Source organism: Sphingomonas taxi, assembly GCF_000764535.1.
Lineage (GTDB): Bacteria > Pseudomonadota > Alphaproteobacteria > Sphingomonadales > Sphingomonadaceae > Sphingomonas > Sphingomonas taxi.
Genome location: NZ_CP009571.1, coordinates 650,295 through 671,229, shown reverse-complemented (window position 1 = coordinate 671,229; position 20,935 = coordinate 650,295). Strand labels below are relative to the sequence as shown.

Sequence of the window (20,935 nt, the reverse complement as noted above, 5' to 3'; positions counted from 1 at the left end):
TTTGTCGGACGTCGAGCTGTGCTAGGATCGGGCAACGGCGTAGGGATTCGCGCCGGCGGGAGGGCTCATGGGTATCACGATTGCTGCATTCGCACTGGTCCTGGTGCTGTTCTATCTGTTCACCAGCATCAAGATCGTCCGGCAGGGCTATCAATATACGATCGAGCATTTCGGCCGCTACACCGCCACCGCAAGCCCGGGCTTCAACTTCTACCCCGCCTTCTTCTACCGGGTGGGGCGCAAGGTGAACATGATGGAGCAGGTGATCGAGATTCCGGGTCAGGAGATCATCACCAAGGACAATGCGATCGTCTCGACCGACGGCGTGGTCTTCTTCCAGGTGCTCGACGCGCCGAAGGCGGCCTATGAGGTGTCGGACCTGTATGTCGCGTTGCTCCAGCTCACCACCACCAACCTGCGCACGGTGATGGGATCGATGGACCTCGACGAGACGCTGTCGAAACGCGACGAGATCAACGCGCGGCTGCTGTCGGTCGTCGACCATGCGACGGTGCCGTGGGGGGTCAAGATCACCCGCGTCGAGATCAAGGACATCCGTCCGCCGGCCGATATCGTCACCGCGATGGGCCGGCAGATGAAGGCGGAGCGCGAGAAGCGCGCCAACATCCTCGAAGCCGAGGGCACGCGGGCGTCAGAAATCCTGCGCGCCGAAGGGCAGAAGCAGGCGCGCATTCTCGAATCGGAAGGGCGCAAGGAATCCGCCTTCCGCGATTCGGAGGCGCGCGAGCGTGCCGCGGAAGCGGAGGCGAAGGCGACGCTGGTGGTGTCCGAGGCGATCGAGCGCGGCGGGACGCAGGCGATCAACTATTTCATCGCGCAGAAATACGTCGAGGCGATCGGCAAATTCGCGACCAGCCCCAATGCCAAGACGATCCTGTTCCCGGTCGAGGCGACGCAATTGATCGGGACGCTCGGCGGGATCGGCGAGCTGGCCAAGGATGCGCTCGGCAAGGCACCTGCCCCGACCGCCGCCACCGGGGCGGCCAGGCCCGGGGCGAAGCGCGGGCCGTTCGAACTGCCGCCGGCGTGACGCTGGACACGATCGGCGGAGCGGGCGGCGCGTGGCTGATCGCGGCGCTGTTGCTGGGGATCGCCGAGCTGGTGATCCCCGGCGTCTTCGCGGTGTTCCTCGCGATCGCCGCGGCGGTGGTCGGCGTCGCGGTGCTGGTATTGCCCGGGCTGCCGGTGGCGGCGCAGATCGTCGCCTTCGCGTTGTGGAGCATCGTCACCGTCCTGATCGGCAAGCGCTGGTACGTGGATTTTCCGGTGCCAAGCAGCGATCCGCAGCTCAACGACCGCGTCGCGCGGCTGATCGGCACCACCGCGGTGGTGCAGGTGGCGATCGGTCCCGAGGGCGGCCGCGTCGTGGTCGGCGATGGATCGTGGCCGGCGCGCGGCGTGGTCGCGGAAGCGGGCGCACGGGTGCGGATCGTCGCGATCCGCGACGGGATCGCGATCGTCGAGCCGGCGGGCGGTTAATTCGCTGCGCACCACGCTTGCCGGGTGTAAGCGGCACGGCGATCTGCTATATGGAGCCTGTGACCCAGAGCATCCCCCACAGCTTCCCGATCGGCATCGATCCCGCCGACATCGATTTCATGGGGCACGTCAACAACGCGAGCTACCTGAAGTGGGTACAGGACGCCGTGGTCAGCCACTGGCAGAAGCTCGCGCCGGCGGAAGCGGTCACCGCGCATCTGTGGGTCGCGCTGAAGCATGAGATCACCTACCGCAAGCCGACCTTCCTCGGCGACGACGTGATCGCGACGGTGCTGCTCGAAAAGGTGCAGGGCGCGCGCGCCTTCTACGAGACGGTGATCCGGCGCGGCGAAGAGGTGCTCGCCGAGGTCAAATCGAGCTGGTGCTGCCTGGATGCGGAAACGTTGCGGCCGGCACGGCTGGCGCGTGAGATCGTCGAGCAATTCTTCCAGCGGGGCGATGGGCCGTTGCCGGCGACGGGGCCGGTCGAGCGCGGCTGACCGGGGTCGGGGCGGCGTCGATTACGCGACCCATGCCATCTGCGAATAGTCCCGCCAGAGCATTTTGGTATCGCACGTGCGGCCCTGGCTCGTGGCGAGTCGCGTGACCTCGCCTGCCAGCTCGGCGCGCGGCGTGACGTCGAAATGCGCGAGCCATGCCAGAAACGGCTTGCGCCAGATCGCCGGCCAGCCCGACTGCGTGCCGAAGTCCACCACCACCAACCGTCCCGTGTCGCGCGTCACCGCCAGCCCCTGCGCCAGCGCCTCCCGCCATGGCGGGATCATCGACAGCGTGTAGCTGAACATCACGCGATCGAACCGCGCCAGCCCGAACAACATCTGCGGATCGAAACCGGCGGCATCGCCCTGCGCCAGCACGATCCGGTCCGACAGGCCGGCGGCGGCGACGTTGGCGCGTGCGGTGGCCAGCATCGCGGCGGAGATGTCGATGCCGCAGAGCCGGGCGGCGGGCCAGGCGCGGGCCGCGCGGATCAGATTGCGTCCCGTGCCGCAGCCGATCTCCAGCAGCGTACCGCCCGCATGCAGGTCGAGCCCGTCGATCAGCCGATCCCGCCCGAACAGATAATATTTGCGGGTGAGATCGTAGATATGCCGCTGCCCGCCGTAGATGCGGTCCATCCGGCCGGCATGGTCCCCCTCAACCATCGGCGAGTACGTAGAGATGGACGCCGCCATAGATCGCCGACCGGTCCTGCGCGGTGAACCGACGCGACGCCTCCGCCTGATAGCGCCAGCGCGCGACGATCGGATCGGGGACGCGGCCGGGGATGATGTCGGCCTCACCCGCGGTGCGGAACAGGATGCGCGCACCGGGGCGCGCGGTGCGGGTGATCTGCGCCCAGAGATCGCCGAGCTGCTCGTCGGTCATCCAATCCTGCGCGTCGAGCAGGATATAGCGGTCGCGCGACGCCGCAGGCAGGCCGGCGAGATGCTCGGTCATATTGGCGTGGCGGAGATCGACGCGGCCGACGCGCGCGACGATTGCGTCGTAATGCTCTGCCTGCAGATAGGGTGGCAACGGCGCGGTCGGCCCCTCGCCGTAGCGGCGCCCGAACGCCTGCCAGGCGAAATAATTGTCGCGCAGGTCGAAGCCGCAGGCGAGCTTTTCCAGCCGCTGGCGCAGCACCGCCGCCATCCGGCCGTCGCCGGCGAGCGCCTCGAACTGCGCGGGTGGGATGCCGAGCCCGAACAGCGAGGCGGGCTGGTCGGTCAGCCATTTGACGAAGCCGCGGTCGAACACCGGCGCGAAATCGCGTTCGAAGATGGCGCGCTGCTCCTCGATCGTCTCGGCTTCGAGCAGCAGCCGCGGATCGACGCCGTTGAGCCTGGCGAGCAGATGCGCCGCACCGATGAAGCGGCCGAGCAGCCCGCGCTTGTGGACGCCGCTGGCGAAACCGGCGATCCGGCGCCGGCCGCTGAGATCGCGCCCTTCCCAATAGCGACGCGTCGGCTCGTCGATATGCGGGCGCACATGCCGTTCGTACGCCGCGAGATTGTCGCGGCTGGCGGCGTGCCCGAAGAAGCGGTGGAAGCTCGCATGATCGGGCAGATGGCGCGCGGCGGCGAGCTTGAGCGTGCCGAGCGCGATATGCGCGGTGTTGAGGTCGACCGCGTCGATCGCCTTGGGGTCGGCGGTCAGATAGGACAGCATGTTGCAGCCGCCCGAAGCGATGGTGACGACATGGCTGTCCGGTGTGATCGCCAGCGCCGCCATGTCGACCACCGGGTCTTCCCAGATCTGCGCATAGACGAGGCCGCGGAACGCCCAGGTGAAGGCGCGTTCGAGCAGGCCCTGTCTGGAAAGCTGGCCGTGCCGCTGCATCGCGGCCGCGACGGCCTTTTGCGTTTCACCGGTCATTGATCCGCCCCTCATGGTCATGGGAGCGGCCCATGCGCCGCCATTGTGACGGCGCATGGTCGGTTGCGCGATGCTATCGTGACAGCATCACGCCGCTTCGGTCACCTGCGGTGCTGATCGGCGCACGCCGGCATCGACATGGTCGTCGAATTGCGCGAAATTCTCGACGAACAGATCGACGAGCTTCGCGGCGGTGGCGTCATAGGCGGCGGTATCCGCCCAGGTGCTGCGCGGGTCGAGGATCGCGCCGTCGACGCCCGGCACCTCGACCGGCACCTGGAAGCCGAAATTCGGATCGGTGCGGAACTCGCCGTGCTTGAGGCTGCCGTCGAGCGCCGCGTTGAGCAGCGCGCGCGTCGCCTTGATCGGCATGCGATGACCGACGCCATATTTGCCGCCGGTCCAGCCGGTGTTGACCAGCCAGCAATCCACCCCGCCCTCGGCGATCCGCTCCTTGAGCAGATTGCCGTAGACCGAGGGATGCCGCGGCATGAACGGCGCGCCGAAACACGTCGAGAAGGTGGCGTCGGGTTCGGTGACGCCGATCTCGGTGCCGGCGACGCGCGCGGTATAACCCGACAGGAAATGGTACATCGCCTGATCGGGGGTCAGCTTGGCGATCGGCGGCAGCACGCCATAGGCGTCCGCGGTCAGCATCACGATGTTCTTCGGCACCCCGCCCATATTGTTGCGCGAGGCATTGGGGATGAAGTCGATCGGATAGGCGCCGCGGCTGTTCTCGGCGAGGCTGTTGTCGTCGAGGTCGAGCTGGCGGGTGACCGGGTCCATCACGACATTCTCGAGTACCGTGCCGAAGCGCTTGGTGGTCGCGAAGATCTCCGGCTCGGCGTCGGGCGACAGGCGGATCATCTTGGCGTAGCAGCCGCCCTCGAAATTGAAGACCGCGGTGTCGGACCAGCCGTGCTCGTCGTCGCCGATCAGCGTGCGGCTGGCATCGGCGCTGAGCGTCGTCTTGCCGGTGCCGGACAGGCCGAAGAACACCGCGGTCGAGCCGTCCGCGCCCATATTGGCCGAGCAATGCATCGGCATCACGCCGCTCTTCGGCAGCAGATAGTTGAGCAGGCCGAACACCGACTTCTTCATTTCGCCGGCATAGCGGGTGCCGCCGATCAGGATCAGCTTCTCGGTGAAATTGACCGCGATCACCGTCTCGCTGCGCGTGCCGTGGCGGGCGGGATCGGCGCGGAAGCTCGGCAGATCGATGATCGTATATTCGGGGACGAACCCCTGCAGCTCATGCTCCTCCGGCCGGACCAGCATCGTGCGGATGAAGAGGTTGTGCCAGGCAAGCTCGTTGACGACGCGGACGCGGACCCGGTTCTCGGGCTGCGAACCGCCGTAGAGATCCTGGACGAACAGATGCTCCTTGTCGCGCAGCGCAGCGAGGAAATCGGCCTTGAGCGCGGCGAAATGCGCCGGGTTCATCCCCTTGTTGGACTTGCCCCACCAGACGCTGTCCTCGGTCTCGGCATCGCGGACGATGAACTTGTCCTGCGCCGAGCGGCCGGTGTGCGCGCCGGTCTCGACGACCAAAGGCCCGTCGGCGCTGAGCTTGCCCTCGCCGCGGGCGACCGCGGCCTCGACCAGCCGCGCGGTGACCAGGTTCCAGTGGAGATCGGCTCTCGTTTCGATAGACTGGCTCGCGAGACCTGCGTGCGGAATGCGCTCGTTCACGTACATCCTCCCAATGCGTTCGGCCCGGCGCGCGCATCCTGGGGAGGGTCTGCACGCACGCCGGTGATCGGCCTGCGCATAAGCCAGCCGCGACGTAGCGTCAAATCGCCGCGCGACGGACGGTGGGTCGTTACGGGACGGAATGATGGCCTTTCCGGCGTTTGTGAGCCGCTACACAGGGGAGACGATCCTCAGGTTGAGCCTCGCGCCGCTTTGCCCTACCGCAGGCCGATGATGCCGAGGGTCCCCCACGTATGACCGCGACGATCGCGCTGGTCGACGACGACCGCAATATCCTGACCTCGGTCTCGATCGCCCTGCAGACCGAGGGGTTCCTGACCCGCGTCTATTCGGACGGCGAGACTGCGCTCAAGGCGCTCACCGACAATCCGCCCGATCTCGCCATCTTCGACATCAAGATGCCGCGGATGGACGGACTCGAGCTGCTGCGCCGGCTGCGCGAGAAGAGCCAGATCCCGGTGATCTTCCTGACCAGCAAGGACGACGAGCTCGACGAGGCGCTCGGCCTGGCGATGGGCGCGGACGATTATATCGCCAAGCCGTTCAGCCAGCGGTTGCTGATCGCCCGCATCCGCGCGATCCTGCGCCGGACCGAGGTCGCCGCCATCACGGCGGAGGATCCGGCATCGACTGGCAGCGAACCGCTGGTGCGCGGGCGGCTGTCGATGGACCCGGCGCGGCATCGCACCACCTGGGGCGGCGAGCCGGTGACGCTGACCGTGACCGAATTCCTGATCCTCGAAACGCTCGCGCAGCGGCCGGGCATCGTCAAGACGCGCAACCAGCTGATGGACGCCGCCTATCAGGACGACATCTACGTCGACGACCGCACCATCGACAGCCATATCAAGCGCCTGCGCCGCAAGTTCCGCGGCGTCGATCCCACCTTCGACGCGATCGAGACCCTGTATGGCGCCGGATACCGATTCTCCGACGAGTGAGCCGCGGCCGGAGGGCGGCGATCTCGCGCTGCGCTGGTCGGGGCAGATCTCGCTCACCCGCCGCATCCTCGCGGTCAACATCATCGCGCTGCTGCTGCTCGCCGGCGGCTTCTTCTACCTCGATTCGTATCGCAGCCGGATCGTCGACAGCCGCGTCGCGCAGGCGGCGCGCGAGGCGCGGCTGATCGGAGAGGCACTGGCGATGGTCGCCCCCGACCAGCGCGACGACCTGCTGTTGCGGCTGGCCCGCGACACCAGCGCGCGGCTCAGGGTGTTCAACGCGACGGGGCGGACGATCGTCGACAGCCGCGCGCTGGGATCGCGCAACGCGGTGCTGCTCGATCCCGACAAACAGGCGTGGGACCAGGTGGTGGCGCGCTGGCTCGACGCCGGGATCGACATCATCGTCGGCGCGGCGCGCGCGCCGCTCTATCGCGAGCGGAGCGACGGGCGGCAATGGCCCGACGTGCGGCGCGCGCGTACCGGGCTGAGTTCGGCGAGCGTATGGCGGGCGCCCGACCGGACGCCGGTGATCACCGCCGCGGCGCCTTTGCCGAGCGGCGGCGTGGTGATGACGACGATCAACGCGCGCGACATCACCCAGACGGTGCGGATCGAGCGCTTCCGATTGAGCCTCGTGCTGTTGCTGGTGACGATCGTTTCGGTCGCGCTGTCGCTGTTCCTCGCGCGGACGATCGTGCGGCCGCTGCGCCGGCTGGCGCGGGCGGCGGTGCGGGTGCGGCTGGGGCGCGCCCGCGAGGTCGTCGTCCCGCGCCTGCCCTCGCGGCGCGACGAGATCGGCAGCCTCGCGCGCGCGCTTTCCGATATGAGCCTCGCGTTGCGGGCGCGGATCGACGCGACCGAGGCATTCGCCGCCGACGTGACGCACGAGATGAAGAACCCGCTCGCCTCGCTGCGGTCCGCGGTCGAGGGGCTCGACGCGGTCAGGGACCCCGACTTGCGCGCGCGGCTGCTGTCGATCGTCCGCGACGACGTCCATCGGCTCGACCGGCTGATCACCGACATCTCCGAGGCGTCGCGGCTCGATGCGCAGCTCAGCCGCGCCAAGTTCGAGGCGATCGATATCGCGGCGATGATCCGCGCATTGGTCGACCAGCGGCTCGCCCGCGAGGTCGAGCGCGGCGTGCGGCTGCGCTTCGATCATGCCGGGGCACCGCTGGTGACGCTCGGCGAGGGCGCGCGGCTCGAACGCGTGTTCGACAATCTGATCGACAACGCCCTCTCCTTCTCGCCCGACGGCGCGCTGATCGCGATCGCGGTGGCGCGCGAGGGCGACGATCTCGTCGTCCGCGTCGAGGACGAGGGGCCGGGCGTGCCCGAGGAAGCGCGCGAGGCGATCTTCCGCCGGTTCCAGTCGATCCGCCCCGAATCGGAGGCGTTCGGCCAGCATTCCGGCCTCGGCCTCGCGATCGCGCGGACGATCGTCGAGGCGCATCAGGGCAGCATCGCGGTCGAATCGCGCGAGGACCGGTTGGGCGGTGCGCGCTTCGTCGTCCGCCTGCCGCTCGTTGCCGAATGATCGCGCGCGAACGCCGCCATGCGACCTGCGTCGCGATCCACGGCCGCGCGGTGCTGCTCGAAGGGCCGCCGGGGGCGGGCAAGTCCGACCTCGCATTGCGGCTGATCGACCGGGGCGCGATGCTGGTCAGCGACGACCAGACATTGCTGGTGCGCGACGGTGCAGCGCTGCTGGCCAGCGCGCCGGCGACGATCCGCGGCCAGATCGAGGTGCGCGGGATCGGCATCGTCCGCATGGCCTCGGTCGACGACGTGCCGGTCGCGCTGATCGTCCGGCTCGACGGCGCGCCCGTCCGCATGCCAGAGCGGCAGCGGCGCCGGCTGGCGGGACTCGACGTGCGCGAGATCGGGCTCGACGCGTTTCACGCCGCGACGCCGCTCAAGATCGAATGGGCATTGCGTCAGCCCGAGGCGACACCGGAATGAGGTTCCTGCTATGACCAAGGACATATTGCTCGTCACCGGCCTGTCCGGCGCGGGCAAGTCGACGGTGCTCAAGACGCTCGAGGATCTCGGCTGGGAGGTGGTCGACAATCTGCCGCTGGTGCTGCTCGACCGGCTGCTCGACGCGCCGCTCGCCGCGGGGGCGGCGGACGACAGCCAGCCGCTGGCGATCGGCATCGGCGCGCGCACCCGCGATTTCGACCCGACGCGGATCGTCGAGCGCATCCGCTCGCTGCGCGACGATCATGGCCTCGATATCGGCATGCTGTTCCTCGACTGTTCGGGCGCCGAGCTGGAGCGGCGCTATTCGGAGACGCGGCGGCGCCACCCGCTCGCCCCCGACCGGCCGGCGGGCGACGGCATCGCCCGCGAGCGCGAATTGCTGCGCCCGCTGCGCGACTGGGCCAACCGGTTGATCGACACCACCGATCTCACCGCCAATGCGCTGGCGCAGCAGGTGCGCACGACCTTCGCCGGCCACGGGCGCGACGCGCCGGTGCTGTCGATCCAGTCGTTCGGCTTCGCGCGCGGGCTGCCGCGCAACGCCGACCTCGTCTTCGACATGCGGTTCCTGCGCAATCCGCATTGGGACCCGGTGCTGCGACCCGGCACCGGCCTCGATGCCGACGTCGCCGCTTATGTCGCGGCGGACCCCGCCTATCCGGCGGCGATGGAACAGATCGGCGGCCTGCTCGAATTGCTGCTGCCGCGCTATCGCGCCGAGGGCAAATCCTATGTCAGCGTCGCGATCGGCTGTACCGGAGGGAGACACAGATCGGTCCATGTCACCGAGCGTCTCGCTGACCGGTTGCGCAAAGCGGGTTTTTCGCCCACCATTACGCATCGCGACCTCGGGGCCGCACCGCAGGACTCGCTCGAGGGGCCGCCGGCCAGCAAATGAGTAACGTATCTGAGATGATTGGCCTCGTTCTGGTGACGCACGGGCGGCTTGCGGAAGAATTCGTGACCGCGATGATCCATGTCGTCGGCCCGCAGGATCGCATCGCGACGATCTCGATCGGTCCCGACGACGATATGGAGGAGCGGCGCGCCGATATCGCCACCGCGATCGGCGCGGTCGATTCGGGGCGCGGCGTGATCGTGCTGACCGACCTGTTCGGCGGCACGCCGTCCAATCTCGCCATCTCGCTGATGGAGCGCGGCCGGGTCGAGGTGATCGCGGGGATGAACCTGCCGATGCTGATCCGGCTCGGCTCGGCGCGCAAGTCGATGAAGGTCGTCGAGGCGGTCGCTGCGGCGCGCGAGGCGGGGCGCAAATATATCTCGGTCGCCTCCGAAGTGCTCGGCGAGGCGGCGGCGTGAGCGACGAGATCGCCCGCACCGTCCTCATCACCAACAAGCGCGGGCTCCACGCGCGGGCGAGCGCCAAGTTCGTCACGCTCGCCTCGACCCAGCCGGTCGAGGTCAGGGTGCGCAAGGACGACGGCGCGGTGACCGGCACGTCGATCATGGGGCTGATGATGCTCGGCGCCGCCAAGGGCGATTCGATCACGATCAGCGCGAGCGGCGACGGCGCCGAGGCGGCGGTCGGCGCGCTGTGCGAGCTGGTCGAGGCGAAGTTCGGCGAAGATTGACGGCGGTGGCGCAGCGGCAAAGCCGCGTCGTCGGACGCGGCCGATGCCGCGCCGGCCGGGCGCGTCGTTTTCGCCTTGCGCCAGCCGTCGGCTAGCGCGAAGGCCGACGCGCCATGCCCCGTGAAATCACCGCCTTTTCCAACCCGCTTGTCAAATACGCCCGCGAGCTGCGCGACAAGCGCCATCGCCGCGGCGCGCGCCAGTTCATGGCCGAGGGGCTGCGTATCCTCACCGAGGCGCGCGAGACCGGGCGGCTGCCGCGCATCCTGTTCTATGCCGCGGGCAACGCCGATCATCCTTTGGTCCATGCGCTGTCGATCGACGTCGAGATGGCGGGCGGCGAGTCGATCCAGACGACGCCCGACATCCTGTCCAAACTGTCGGGCAAGGACAATCCGCAGGCGGTGGTCGGCGTGTTCGACGAATTCGACCGGACGCTGGCCGATCTCGATCGGACCACGGCGAAGATCTGGCTGGTCGCCGAGCGGCTGCGCGATCCCGGCAATCTCGGCACGATCCTGCGCACCGCCGATGCGGTCGGCGCGGGCGGGCTGATCCTGATCGGCGAATGCGTCGATCCCTTTTCGGTCGAGGCGGTGCGCGCCAGCATGGGGGCTCTGTTCACCATTCCCGTCGTGCGAAGCGAGTGGGCGCCGTTCCTCGGCTGGCTGCGCGAGGGGCCGGGGCAGCTCGTCGGCCTGAGCCTCGATACCGAGCACGATTATCGCGCCGCGCGCTACGCGACGCCGACCTTCCTGCTGACCGGCAACGAGGCGCAGGGGATGCCGGCGGACTATGCCGCGGCGTGCGACCTGCTGGTCAAGATCCCGATGCTGGGCAAGGCGGACAGTCTCAATGCCGCGGTGGCGACGGCGGTGATGGCCTATGAGGTGCTGGCGCAGCACGGCTAAGGCTCATCCTCGCGTCTTGCCGAACAGCCAACATGGACAAGTTGGACGCCTTAATCGAAACGATCGAGCCCTATCATTTCGACATCTGCACCGATCAAAAAGAGCCATTCGGATATCACGGGTGTCACCAGTAGGACAGCAACGCCGGGTTCGGCCGCCGCATCAAAGCCTTGCCGATCGGCCTAGCCTCCGACCATGCCGCTGACCCGGATCGCGCCGCCGCGGTTGAAGACTCGCCCGGACACCATGCCGCTGATCCGCGCCCGGGCGCCGGCCTCGACATAGACGTCTCCCGCGACCATGCCGCTGATCCGGACATCGCAGCCAGACCGGACGATCACGTCGCCCGCCACCATGCCGGACAGCCTGCCGTCGTGATCCATGATGACATCGCCATGATGCATGCCCTTCATCGCCCGCTCCTCTATTCCGCCGCATCCGGCAGGCGCAGCGCTTCCTCGCCGTAGCGCGCCAGGGCCTCGACGGGTTCCGCGACGCCGATTTCACGCGCACCGGGCTCGATATTAAGATCGCGGAACTTGCGCGCCGACACCAATGCGCGGCTTTCGAAGCTCGAGACGAAATTGTTGTAATTGTTGACTGCGGTGGTGAGGCCCCCGCCAACCTTGCGGAGATCCTCGCCGGCCTTGGCCAGCCGGTCGTAGAGTTCCTTGCCGAGCGCGCCGATGGCACGGGCTTCGGTCGCCAGTTTCTCCTGCCGCCAGACCGCCGCCACCGTGCGCGCGATCGCGATGAGGTTGGTCGGCGTTGCCAGCAATACCCTTTTGTCAAAGGCGTAATCCCACAGGCCGGCATCATGCTCCAGCGCGGCGGAGAGGAAATGCTCGCCGGGAACGAACATCACGACATATTCGGGCGTATCGTCGAACTGCGACCAATAGGCCTTTGCCGACAGGCCGTTGATATGCGCGCGCATCGAGGCGGCATGCGCCGTGAGGCCGATGTGGCGCTCGCTCTCGTCGACCGCGCCGAATGCATCCTGATAGGCGTTGAGCGAGACCTTGGCGTCGATGATCAGCGACTTGCCGCCGGGGACGCGGACGATCGCATCGGGGCGCAGGCGGCCCCCTTCCCCGTCGGCGACGCTGACCTCCATCGCGAAATCGGTATGTTCGGCGAGGCCGCAGGTTTCGAGCACGTTGCGGAGCTGCTGCTCGCCCCAGCGACCGCGCGCCTTGGGCGCGTTGCGCAGCGCGTTGACCAATTTGGCCGCCTCGCCCGAGACGCGTTCCTGACCGAGCCGCATCTGTTCGATCTGGCCCTTGAGGTCGCCGAAGGCGTCGCGGCGTTCGGCCTCGACCTTGGCGACGCCCTCCTCGTAGCGGGCGAGCCGGTCGTTGACCGGCTGGAGCAAGGATTTGAGGTTGGTGCCGGCGAGTTCCTCCGACTGGCGGAAGCGCGCTTCGGCACGGTCGAGGAACGCCTTTTGCGCATCGGTCAGCGCCTTGTTGGCGAGGTCGTTGAACTGCGCCGCCATCTGCTCCTTGGCGTCGCGCATGTCGAGCAGGCGCGCTTCGAACGCCTCGACCTGCGCGCCGGTGCTGGCGAGCGCGGTGCGGGCGGCGTCGCGATCGGCGCGGATCGTCGCGAGTTCGTCGCGCAGCGCGTCGAGGGTAGCCGCGCGGTCCTCCGACTGGGCGCGCAACGCGGCGAGGTCGCGCATCGCCTCGTTGCGCTCGCGCTCGACGGCGTCGCGGGCGCGGGCGACCAGCTCGGCGTCGGCGGCCTTGCTCTGCGCCACGGCGAGATCGGCCGCGAGGCTGCCGGCCTTGCGGTTGGCGAGCAGCGCGCCGACGAGCAGGCCCGCGGCCAGCGCGAGGATGGCGATGATGACGATCGTCAGGTCCACGTTCATTCCCTTTGGCGGCCGGCAAACCGCGCCGGCAGTCTTGTCGTGGCGAGGAACATAGATCGAACGTCGGGGGGAGGACAGTCCCTAAATACGGCAGATGGGATGCGAGAGGCTAGCAAGCCCCGCCCCTTCCTTCAGGGGGGCTGGGCAAACGCCTTAGCGGCGCATCTTCGCCAGCTTCTTCATCACCATGTCGCGCTTCAGGCGGCTGATATGGTCGATGAAGAGCACGCCGTTGAGATGGTCGATCTCATGCTGCATGCAGGTCGAGAGCAGGCCGGTCAGCTCTTCCTCGTGGCGCTCGCCCTGTTCGTCGAGCCAGCGGACGCGGCAGCTCGCAGGGCGGGCGACGTCGGCATATTGTTCGGGGATCGACAGGCAGCCTTCGTTGTAGCTGCTCGTCTCCTCGCTGACCGAGAGGATTTCGGGGTTGATATAGGCGTGGGGCGCCTTGATCGGCTTGTCTTCCTCGTCCTTCTCGTCCTGCAGGTCGATGACGAGGATGCGGCTGTCGATACCGACCTGGATCGCGGCGAGGCCGATGCCGTTGGCGTCATACATCGTGTCGATCATGTCCCGGACGAAGGCGCGCGTCTCGTCGGTGACCTGCTCGACGGGCTTGGAGATCAGGCGCAGGCGCGGATCGGGGACTTCGACGATGGGGAGGACTGCCATGCCCGGTCAGCTAGGTGGCGAGGGGTTTGGCGTCAAGTTCGAGCGTAATCGTCCCCCGGCACGGGGAGGAATTCAGACCGGACGCCGCGCGCGCAGCGCCTGCGCGAGCGTGCCTTCGTCGAGATAATCCAGTTCGCCGCCGACCGGCAGGCCGTGCGCGAGCTGGGTCACGCGTACCGGGAAGCGTTCGATGCGGTCGGCGAGGTAATGCGCCGTCGTCTGGCCCTCCAGCGTCGCGTTCATCGCGAGGACGACCTCGTCGATACCGCCCGCCTCGATGCGCGTGACCAGCGCGTCGATCGCGAGATCTTCCGGGCGGATGCCTTCGAGCGCCGACAGCCGGCCGCCGAGGACGTGGAAGCGACCGGGGAACAGCCGCGAGCGTTCGAGCGCCCACAGGTCCGCCACTTCCTCCACCACGCAGAGCGAGCGCTGGTCGCGGCGCGGGTCGGCGCAGATCGCGCAGGGGTTGGCGGTGTCGACGTTGCCGCAGGTGGCACAGGTCTCGAGCCGTTCGTCGACCGCCTCGAGCGCGGCGCGCAGCGGACCGAGCGCCGCCTCGCGCTTCTTGAGCAGATGCAGCACCGCGCGGCGCGCCGAGCGCGGGCCAAGGCCGGGGAGGCGCGCGAGCGCCTGGGTCAGGGCTTCGATTTCGGGAGAGGCCATGACGGAACAGATAGGGGGTTGCGCCGTCGCCCGCCAGCGCGTTGAAGGCAGGCCATGCGGATCATCTTCATGGGAACCCCCGACTTCGCCGTACCGACGCTGGAGGCGCTGGTTTCGGCCGGGCATGACGTCGTCGCGGCCTATAGCCAACCGCCGCGCCCCGGCGGGCGGCGCGGGCGCGAGACGGTCGCCTCGCCGGTGCAGCAGCGCGCCGAAGCGCTCGGGATCGCGGTGCGGCATCCGGTCAGCCTGAAGGGCGCGGAAGAGCAGGCGGCGTTCGCGGCGCTGGACGCGGATGTCGCGGTGGTGGCGGCGTACGGGCTGATCCTGCCCAAGCCGGTGCTGGCGGCGCCGCGCTTCGGCTGTCTCAACGTGCATGGCTCGCTGCTACCGCGCTGGCGCGGGGCGGCGCCGGTGCAGCGCGCGATCCTCGCTGGCGATGCCGAGACCGGGGTTGGGATCATGCAGATGGAGGCGGGGCTCGATACCGGGCCGGTGCGGATGGAAGGGCGCGTGGCGGTCGATCGCAAGACCGCGGGTGAGCTGACCGCAGAGCTGGCGGCGTTGGGCGCGCGGTTGATGGTCGAAGTGCTCGGCGATCCCGACGCGCATCCGCCGGTGGCGCAGCCCGAGGCGGGCGTCACTTATGCCAGCAAGATCGACAAGGCGGAGGCGCGGATCGACTTCACGCGCAGCGCGGTCGAGGTCGAGCGGCTGGTGCGCGCGATGCACCCGGCGCCGGGGGCGTGGTTCGAGATCGCGGGCGAGCGGGTCAAGGTGCTCTCCGCGGACGTGCTGCCGTTCAGCTTCCCCGGTGGCGAGGGGACGACGGTGGACGACGCGCTGACGATCGCCTGCGCCGACGGCGCGATCCGGCCGACGCTGGTGCAGCGCGCCGGGCGCGGGGTGACGAGTACGGCGGAGTTGCTGCGCGGCTTTCCGGTGCGATCGGGTACGCAGCTTTGACGCGGTTCGCGCTGACGGTGGAATATGACGGCCGGCCGTTCATGGGCTGGCAGCGGCAGAAACACGGGCCGAGCGTGCAGCAAGCGCTGGAGGAGGCGGTGTTCGCGGTGACCGGCGAGCGGACCGCGGTGCATGCGGCGGGGCGGACCGATGCCGGGGTGCATGGGCTGGGGATGCGCGCGCATGTCGATATCGCCAAGGATATCGGGCCGTTCCGGTTGATGGAGGCGCTGAATGCGCGGGTACGGCCGGCGCCGGTGGCGGTGCTCGATTGCGTCGTGGTGGCGGACGACTGGCATGCCCGGTTTTCCTGTCTGGGGCGGGCGTATGAGTATCGCATCGTCAACCGCCGGGCGCCGCTGACCTGGGAGGCGGGGCTGGCGTGGCAGGTGCCGCAGATGCTCGATGCCGACGCGATGGCGGCAGCGGCGGCGGTGCTGGTCGGGCGGCACGACTTCACCACGTTCCGCTCGGCACATTGTCAGGCGGACAGCCCGGTGCGGACGCTCGATCTGCTATCGGTGACGCGGGCGGGCGAACGGATCTCGGTGCGGGCGGCGGCGCGGTCGTTCCTCCACCATCAGGTGCGCTCGATGGTCGGGTGTCTGGCGCTTGTCGGCATGGGGCGCTGGTCGGTGGACGACGTGCGGGTGGCGCTGGAGGCGCGGGACCGGGCGCGGCTGGGGTTGAACGCGCCGCCGGACGGGCTGTTCTTCGTCTCCGCCGTATATTGAGTTCACGCGGAGGCGCGGAGGCGCGGAGATCCCGCCCTTGGCGCAGGTGGCGCGATCAGGAGACATTGGCGTTTGTGGCTGCCGCGAGCGGGAAGCTGGCGACGATCGGTGATCTGCCCGCGGGCGCAACATCTCCGCGCCTCCGCGTGAACCATCTTTCTTTTCAGGCCGATGATGTTTTCGCGCGAAGACGCGAAGACGCGAAGGTGTTGCGATCGGGATAGCTGGGGCGCGTTCCCCATGCGGCGCATTGTCTTCCGGTCGCTTCGGTCGCCGCCTGGCGGGACCTCTTCGCGTCTTCGCGTCTTCGCGCGACATCACCGCACGAAGCGCGCCGCCAGTTCGACGTGGGTGGACCAGCGGAACTGGCCGACGGGCTGGACCCAGTCGATCCGCCAGCCGCCGTCGATCAGCAGCTTCGCGTCGCGGGCGAAGCTGGACGGGTTGCACGAGACGTAGCCGATCACCTTGGCCTGACAGGCGGCGAGCGCCTCGACCTGCTCGCGGGCGCCGGCGCGCGGCGGATCGATCACGATCGCGTCGAACCGGTCGAGCTCGGCCACCGTCAGCGGGCGGCGGTAGAGGTCGCGGTGTTCGGTGAAGACGGGAAGCTGGCCCCTGCCCGCCGCCGCCTTCAACGAAAAGAGCGCGTCGCGCGCGCCCTCCGCCGCGTAGACGCGCGCGGGCAGTGCGAGCGTGAACGTGCCGAGGCCGGCGAACAGGTCGGCGATCGTCGCGGCGCCGCTGGTCGCTTCGCGCATCGCGGCGACGAGCGCGTCCTCGCCCTCCTGCGTCGCCTGCAGGAATGCGGCGGGGGGCAGCGGCACCGGGTGGCCACCCAGCGTGATCGTCACCGGCTGCGGCTCCCAGCGCGTCTCGGCGCCGATGCCGCTGTCGAGCGCGAAGCGCGCGATGCCGTGGCGTTCGCAGAAGCTCGTGATCGCCTCGGCGGCGGCGAGGCCGTCGGCGGTGAGGTTGGTCACCATCACGTCCGGACCCTGGTCGGACAGGGTCAGATGGACGTCGCCGCGCCGCTTGAAGCCGAGCTTTTGGAGCAGGGTGCGCAACGGGCCGACGACCGCGAACAAGGCGGGCGCGAGGATATGGCATTCGCGCATGTCGACGATCGCATGGCTCTTCTCGGCGGTGAAGCCGAGCGTGACGCGACCGCCCTTCCCCTCCGCATGCAGCGTCGCGCGGCGGCGGGTGTTGGGCGGCGAGACGAGCGGCGGGCGCAGCGTGGCGATCAGCTCCTGACCGTCGAGCGCGCTGGCAACACGGTCGGTGACGAAGGCGGCATAAGCGTCGTCGTCGAGGTGCTGGAGCTGGCAGCCGCCGCATTCGGGGAAGTGGCGGCAGGGCGGCGCCTGATGGTGCGGGCCGTGGGTCAGCGTGCCGTCGGCGCCGAGCAGGTCGCCGGGCGCGGCGAAGGCGGCGTGGCGGCCGTCGGCGGTGACGCCGTCTCCGCGCGCCGCGACGCGCAGGATCGTATCGGTGGAGGTCATGCGCCGGCTCTGGCGGGGGTGAGCGCATTTGCCAAGTCGTCGGCGATGAAGCTTTTCCCCACGATCCGGGCGGCGCGGGCGTGGAGCCAGACGCCGGCGTCGGCCGCGGCGAGCGGATCAGCGTGGGGTTGCGCGAGCTGCGCGGCGATCGTGCCGGCGAGGACGTCGCCGGTGCCGGCGGTCGAAAGCCATGGATTGCCGGCGGGGTGGACGCGGGCATGGGTGGGGCTGGCAACGATCGTGGTCGCGCCCTTAAGGACGACGATGGCGGCGGCGCGGGCCGCGGCGCTACGCGCCTGATCGATCAGCGCGCCGTCGGGGGTGCCGAACAGCGCGCGGAACTCGCCGGCGTGGGGGGTGAGGACGACCGGATTGCGGCGGTCGCGCAACGCGTCCGGGTCGAGCAGGTGGAGCGCGTCGCCGTCGATGACGAGCCGGTGCGTGTCGGCGGCGATCAGCGCGGCGAGCCGCGCGCGTGCCTCGTCGTCGCGGCCGAGGCCGGGGCCGATCAGGATCGCGCCGATGCGGTCGTCGGCGAGCGCTTCGGGGTCGTAGGGGCGGTGGACGATCGCGTCGGGACCGCCCTGCCCGCTGCCGCCGTAAAGCGTGACATAGCCCGCACCGCTGCGCAGTGCGGCGACGGCCGCGAGGCGGGCGGCGCCTTCCATCGCCCCCGTGACGATCGCGACCATGCCGCGGGTATATTTGTGCGAGGCGGCGCCGGGCTGCGGCAGCGTCGGCCCGCCGGCGACGGCGACCGTATCGGGGCGGTCGATAGCGAGGTCGATCAGGCGGATGGTGCCGCAGGCGGCCGCGGCGGGGTGGAGGACGTGTGCGGGCTTGAGCGCGCCGAGCGCGAGCGTCAGCGTAACGGGGTGGTCCGTGGCCCAATCTGGGGCCCGGGCGCTGTCGGCATCCGTGCCGCTGGGCAAATCGGCGGCGATGACGAGGCGCGCGGCGCGCGACAGGAGGGCGAGCGTCGCGTCGATCTCGGGTGCGAGCGGACGCGTCACGCCGGTGCCGAACAGGCAATCGATCAGGACCGGCGCGGGTGCGGTCTCGGCGAGCGGCTCGATCGGACCGGTCCAGCCGGCGCGCGCGGCGATGGCGGCGTCGGTCTTCGGCGGGGCGCCGGCGGCGACGCGGACCGGGTGGCCGAGGCGGGCGAGCGTCGTCGCGGCGACATAGCCGTCGCCGCCGTTGTTGCCGGGGCCGCACAGGACGAGGATGTCGGCACCGGCGGAAAGCCGGCGCGCGGCGGCGGCGATGCCCTCGCCCGCCCGCTGCATCAGCGCCGTGACCGACGTGCCGGCGGCGATCGCGGCATCTTCCGCGGCGTGCATCTGCGCGGCGGTGAGGATCGGCTGGCCGTCGATCGCGATCATCGGGCGGGCTTGATCGTCGCGGGGAGACGGTAGCGATCGGTGCCGAGCGCGACGTCGATCAGACCCGGCTCGGGGATCGTCACCCTTGCCGCCTCGGCACCGTCCGCCGCGACCACGCCGCGGCCGTCCCGCGTCACGAGCAGGCGGTGGAAGCCGCCATCGGCGTGGCGCACGGTGAGGATCAGGCCGCGCTCGCCCTGCGTGCGGTCGACGGTGCAGTCGCGCTTCAGCGACTCCCCGTCCCGCGCACAAAGGATGTTGCCGTCGTCCTCCGCCGCCTCGGCCTGCGCCAATTCGATCCGCGCCAGCGTGTTGCCGTCGGCGTGCGGATCGCTGCACGCGGCGAGGAGCAGCAGCGCCGCCCCCGCCGCGCCGCGATCAGATATCCGCATAGACGTGCGTTTCGGCCTTGGCGCCGGGATGGGTGACAGCGCCCTGCCAGGCAGGTCCGACGTTCTGGGCATAGCGCCACAATGCGCCCGAGCCGTAATCGTTCACCCGCGGGCGCCACGCGGCGCGGCGCTCGGCGAGCACGGCATCGTCGACCAGCAGGTCGATCGTGCCCGCCTCCGCGTCGATGCGGATCGTGTCGCCGTCCTCGACCAGGGCGATCGGGCCACCCTCGGCGGCTTCGGGCCCGACATGGCCGATGCAGAAGCCGCGCGTCGCGCCCGAGAAGCGGCCATCGGTGATGAGCGCGACCTTCTCGCCCATGCCGAGGCCGTAGAGCGCGGCGGTGGTCGACAGCATCTCGCGCATGCCGGGGCCGCCCTTCGGCCCCTCGTAGCGGATGATGAGCACCTCGCCCTCGTTGATGCTGCGCGCCTCGACCGCGGCGAAGCAATCCTCCTCGCAATCGAAGACGCGCGCCGGCCCCTCGAACTGGAGGCGGTGCATGCCGGCGACCTTCACGATCGCCCCGTCGGGCGCAAGGCTGCCGCGCAGGCCGACGACGCCGCCGGTCGGGCTCAATGGCGTGGCGACGTCGTAGATGACCTTCTGGTCGGGGTTCCACGTCACCTGATCGATGTTCTCGCCCAGCGTACGCCCGGTTACGGTCATGCAATTGCCGTCGAGCAGGCCGCCGGCGAGCATCGTCTTCATCAGCATGTAGACGCCGCCCGCCTCGTACATGTCCTTCGCGACATACCGCCCGCCGGGCTTGAGGTCTGCGATATACGGCGTCGACTTGAACGCCTCGGCGACGTCGAACAGGTCGAAGTCGATGCCCGCCTCGCTCGCCATCGCCGGCAGGTGCAGCGCGGCGTTGGTCGAGCCGCCGGTGGCGGCGACGACGCGGGCGGCGTTGATGAAGGCTTCGCGGGTGCAGATGTCGCGCGGGCGGAGTTGCTTCGCGACCAGCTCCATCACCTGCGCGCCGGCGGCGACGGCGATCTGCTCGCGCGTCGAATAAGGTGCGGGGACCATGTTGCTGTTGGGCAGGCTGAGGCCGATCGCCTCGCCGACGCAGGCCATGGTGTTGGCGGTGAACTGGCCACCGCAGGCGCCGTGACCGGGACAGGCGACCTTTTCGAGTTCGTGGACTTCCGACAGCGGACAGGCGCCGGCGGCATATTTGCCGACCACCTCGAACACGTCGACGACGGTGACGTCGCGGTCGTGGAAGCGGCCGGGCAGGATCGAGCCGCCGTAGACGAAGATCGACGGGATGTTGAGGCGCAGCATCGCCATCATCATGCCGGGCAGCGACTTGTCGCAGCCGGCGAAGCCGACCAGCGCGTCGTAGCAATGGCCGCGCACCGACAGCTCGACCGAATCGGCGATCACCTCGCGGCTGACCAGCGACGCCTTCATCCCCTGATGGCCCATCGCGATACCGTCGGTGACGGTGATCGTGTTGAAGCGGCGCGGCATGCCGCCGCCCTGGATCACGCCGGCCTGCGCGGCATCGGCCTGACCGTCGAGCGTGGTGTTGCACGGCGCCGAATTGTTGCCGGCGCTGGCGAGCGCGACGAAGGGCTTGGCGATATCCTCCTCGCCGATGCCCATGGCATAATAATAACTGCGATGCGGGGCGCGTTCGGGGCCGACGGAGACGTGACGGCTCGGCAGGCGGGACTTGTCAAACTGGGTCATGGCGACGCC

General features: G+C 69.4%; 23 protein-coding genes. 12 read left to right on the top strand and 11 right to left on the bottom strand.

Annotated elements, in window-relative coordinates; genetic code table 11:
• The first annotated feature begins 67 nt into the window (after window positions 1-67).
• From MC45_RS02925 to MC45_RS02915, 3 genes are read left to right on the top strand one after another with little or no spacing between them, the layout of a single operon-like run.
• On the top strand, window positions 68-1,051 hold the full coding sequence (locus tag MC45_RS02925) for an SPFH domain-containing protein (protein WP_038659294.1): 984 nt from the start codon (window positions 68-70) through the stop codon (window positions 1,049-1,051).
• Window positions 1,048-1,500 (top strand): NfeD family protein, encoded by a 453-nt coding sequence (locus MC45_RS02920; protein WP_038659292.1) that lies wholly within the window; start codon window positions 1,048-1,050, stop codon window positions 1,498-1,500. The genes MC45_RS02925 and MC45_RS02920 overlap by 4 nt, the downstream gene beginning before the upstream one ends.
• A gap of 59 nt (window positions 1,501-1,559) precedes the next feature.
• Complete coding sequence (locus MC45_RS02915; RefSeq protein WP_038666315.1) at window positions 1,560-2,000, top strand: acyl-CoA thioesterase; 441 nt, start codon at window positions 1,560-1,562, stop codon at window positions 1,998-2,000.
• 21 nt (window positions 2,001-2,021) lie between these two features.
• On the opposite strand, the gene MC45_RS02910 is transcribed toward MC45_RS02915, so the two are convergent.
• The 3 genes from MC45_RS02910 to MC45_RS02900 all read right to left on the bottom strand — a co-directional run bounded on the left by MC45_RS02910 (window position 2,022) and on the right by MC45_RS02900 (window position 5,580).
• A complete protein-coding gene (locus tag MC45_RS02910; protein WP_038659289.1) occupies window positions 2,022-2,666 on the bottom strand; it encodes a class I SAM-dependent methyltransferase in 645 nt (214 codons plus the stop codon).
• Window positions 2,659-3,879: a BtaA family protein gene (locus MC45_RS02905; RefSeq protein ID WP_052075494.1), complete on the bottom strand. Its 1,221-nt coding sequence runs from the start codon at window positions 3,877-3,879 to the stop codon at window positions 2,659-2,661. The genes MC45_RS02910 and MC45_RS02905 overlap by 8 nt, the downstream gene beginning before the upstream one ends.
• A gap of 87 nt (window positions 3,880-3,966) precedes the next feature.
• The gene (locus tag MC45_RS02900) at window positions 3,967-5,580 is read right to left on the bottom strand and encodes a phosphoenolpyruvate carboxykinase (protein WP_245640823.1); all 1,614 of its coding nucleotides are present in this window, start codon (window positions 5,578-5,580) and stop codon (window positions 3,967-3,969) included.
• A gap of 248 nt (window positions 5,581-5,828) precedes the next feature.
• On the opposite strand from MC45_RS02900, the gene MC45_RS02895 reads away from it, so the two are divergent.
• The 7 genes from MC45_RS02895 to MC45_RS02865 all read left to right on the top strand — a co-directional run bounded on the left by MC45_RS02895 (window position 5,829) and on the right by MC45_RS02865 (window position 11,025).
• Window positions 5,829-6,536 (top strand): response regulator transcription factor, encoded by a 708-nt coding sequence (locus MC45_RS02895; protein WP_038659287.1) that lies wholly within the window; start codon window positions 5,829-5,831, stop codon window positions 6,534-6,536.
• Window positions 6,505-8,076 (top strand): sensor histidine kinase, encoded by a 1,572-nt coding sequence (locus tag MC45_RS02890; RefSeq protein ID WP_038659284.1) that lies wholly within the window; start codon window positions 6,505-6,507, stop codon window positions 8,074-8,076. Before MC45_RS02895 ends, MC45_RS02890 begins: the two co-directional genes overlap by 32 nt.
• Window positions 8,073-8,501, top strand: a complete 429-nt coding sequence (locus MC45_RS02885; RefSeq protein ID WP_038659281.1) for an HPr kinase/phosphorylase — start codon at window positions 8,073-8,075, stop codon at window positions 8,499-8,501. Before MC45_RS02890 ends, MC45_RS02885 begins: the two co-directional genes overlap by 4 nt.
• Window positions 8,502-8,511: 10 nt before the next feature.
• On the top strand, window positions 8,512-9,420 hold the full coding sequence (gene rapZ, locus MC45_RS02880) for an RNase adapter RapZ (protein ID WP_038659278.1): 909 nt from the start codon (window positions 8,512-8,514) through the stop codon (window positions 9,418-9,420).
• A 14-nt stretch (window positions 9,421-9,434) separates the two neighbouring features.
• Window positions 9,435-9,842, top strand: a complete 408-nt coding sequence (locus MC45_RS02875; protein WP_038659276.1) for a PTS sugar transporter subunit IIA — start codon at window positions 9,435-9,437, stop codon at window positions 9,840-9,842.
• Window positions 9,839-10,114, top strand: a complete 276-nt coding sequence (locus MC45_RS02870) for an HPr family phosphocarrier protein (protein ID WP_038659274.1) — start codon at window positions 9,839-9,841, stop codon at window positions 10,112-10,114. The genes MC45_RS02875 and MC45_RS02870 overlap by 4 nt, the downstream gene beginning before the upstream one ends.
• A gap of 113 nt (window positions 10,115-10,227) precedes the next feature.
• Complete coding sequence (locus tag MC45_RS02865) at window positions 10,228-11,025, top strand: TrmH family RNA methyltransferase (RefSeq protein ID WP_038659271.1); 798 nt, start codon at window positions 10,228-10,230, stop codon at window positions 11,023-11,025.
• A gap of 182 nt (window positions 11,026-11,207) precedes the next feature.
• Here MC45_RS02865 and MC45_RS02860 read toward each other — a convergent pair whose 3' ends face one another.
• The 4 genes from MC45_RS02860 to recR all read right to left on the bottom strand — a co-directional run bounded on the left by MC45_RS02860 (window position 11,208) and on the right by recR (window position 14,239).
• Window positions 11,208-11,438 carry a hypothetical protein gene (locus MC45_RS02860; RefSeq protein WP_038659268.1) on the bottom strand — a complete coding sequence of 77 codons (231 nt, stop codon included), beginning with the start codon at window positions 11,436-11,438 and terminating at the stop codon, window positions 11,208-11,210.
• 11 nt (window positions 11,439-11,449) lie between these two features.
• Window positions 11,450-12,901: a DNA recombination protein RmuC gene (locus MC45_RS02855; protein ID WP_038659266.1), complete on the bottom strand. Its 1,452-nt coding sequence runs from the start codon at window positions 12,899-12,901 to the stop codon at window positions 11,450-11,452.
• Window positions 12,902-13,054: 153 nt separating this feature from the next.
• Window positions 13,055-13,573: a peptide deformylase gene (gene def / locus MC45_RS02850; protein WP_038659263.1), complete on the bottom strand. Its 519-nt coding sequence runs from the start codon at window positions 13,571-13,573 to the stop codon at window positions 13,055-13,057.
• A gap of 72 nt (window positions 13,574-13,645) precedes the next feature.
• On the bottom strand, window positions 13,646-14,239 hold the full coding sequence (recR, locus tag MC45_RS02845; protein WP_038659260.1) for a recombination mediator RecR: 594 nt from the start codon (window positions 14,237-14,239) through the stop codon (window positions 13,646-13,648).
• 54 nt (window positions 14,240-14,293) lie between these two features.
• Between recR and fmt the strand changes: the two genes are divergently transcribed.
• Complete coding sequence (gene fmt, locus MC45_RS02840) at window positions 14,294-15,205, top strand: methionyl-tRNA formyltransferase (RefSeq protein ID WP_038659257.1); 912 nt, start codon at window positions 14,294-14,296, stop codon at window positions 15,203-15,205.
• Entirely contained in the window at window positions 15,202-15,939 is a 738-nt protein-coding gene (gene truA / locus MC45_RS02835; protein WP_038659254.1) for a tRNA pseudouridine(38-40) synthase TruA, read from the top strand. Before fmt ends, truA begins: the two co-directional genes overlap by 4 nt.
• A 317-nt stretch (window positions 15,940-16,256) precedes the next feature.
• Here the strand turns inward: truA and MC45_RS02830 are convergent, their stop codons facing one another.
• From MC45_RS02830 to ilvD, 4 genes are read right to left on the bottom strand one after another with little or no spacing between them, the layout of a single operon-like run.
• Window positions 16,257-17,444: a class I SAM-dependent RNA methyltransferase gene (locus MC45_RS02830; RefSeq protein WP_038659251.1), complete on the bottom strand. Its 1,188-nt coding sequence runs from the start codon at window positions 17,442-17,444 to the stop codon at window positions 16,257-16,259.
• Window positions 17,441-18,829, bottom strand: a complete 1,389-nt coding sequence (locus tag MC45_RS02825; protein ID WP_038659248.1) for a bifunctional ADP-dependent NAD(P)H-hydrate dehydratase/NAD(P)H-hydrate epimerase — start codon at window positions 18,827-18,829, stop codon at window positions 17,441-17,443. Before MC45_RS02825 ends, MC45_RS02830 begins: the two co-directional genes overlap by 4 nt.
• Window positions 18,826-19,221 carry a hypothetical protein gene (locus MC45_RS02820; protein ID WP_038659245.1) on the bottom strand — a complete coding sequence of 132 codons (396 nt, stop codon included), beginning with the start codon at window positions 19,219-19,221 and terminating at the stop codon, window positions 18,826-18,828. Before MC45_RS02820 ends, MC45_RS02825 begins: the two co-directional genes overlap by 4 nt.
• A complete protein-coding gene (gene ilvD, locus MC45_RS02815) occupies window positions 19,208-20,926 on the bottom strand; it encodes a dihydroxy-acid dehydratase (RefSeq protein WP_038659242.1) in 1,719 nt (572 codons plus the stop codon). Before ilvD ends, MC45_RS02820 begins: the two co-directional genes overlap by 14 nt.
• Window positions 20,927-20,935 lie beyond the last annotated feature (9 nt).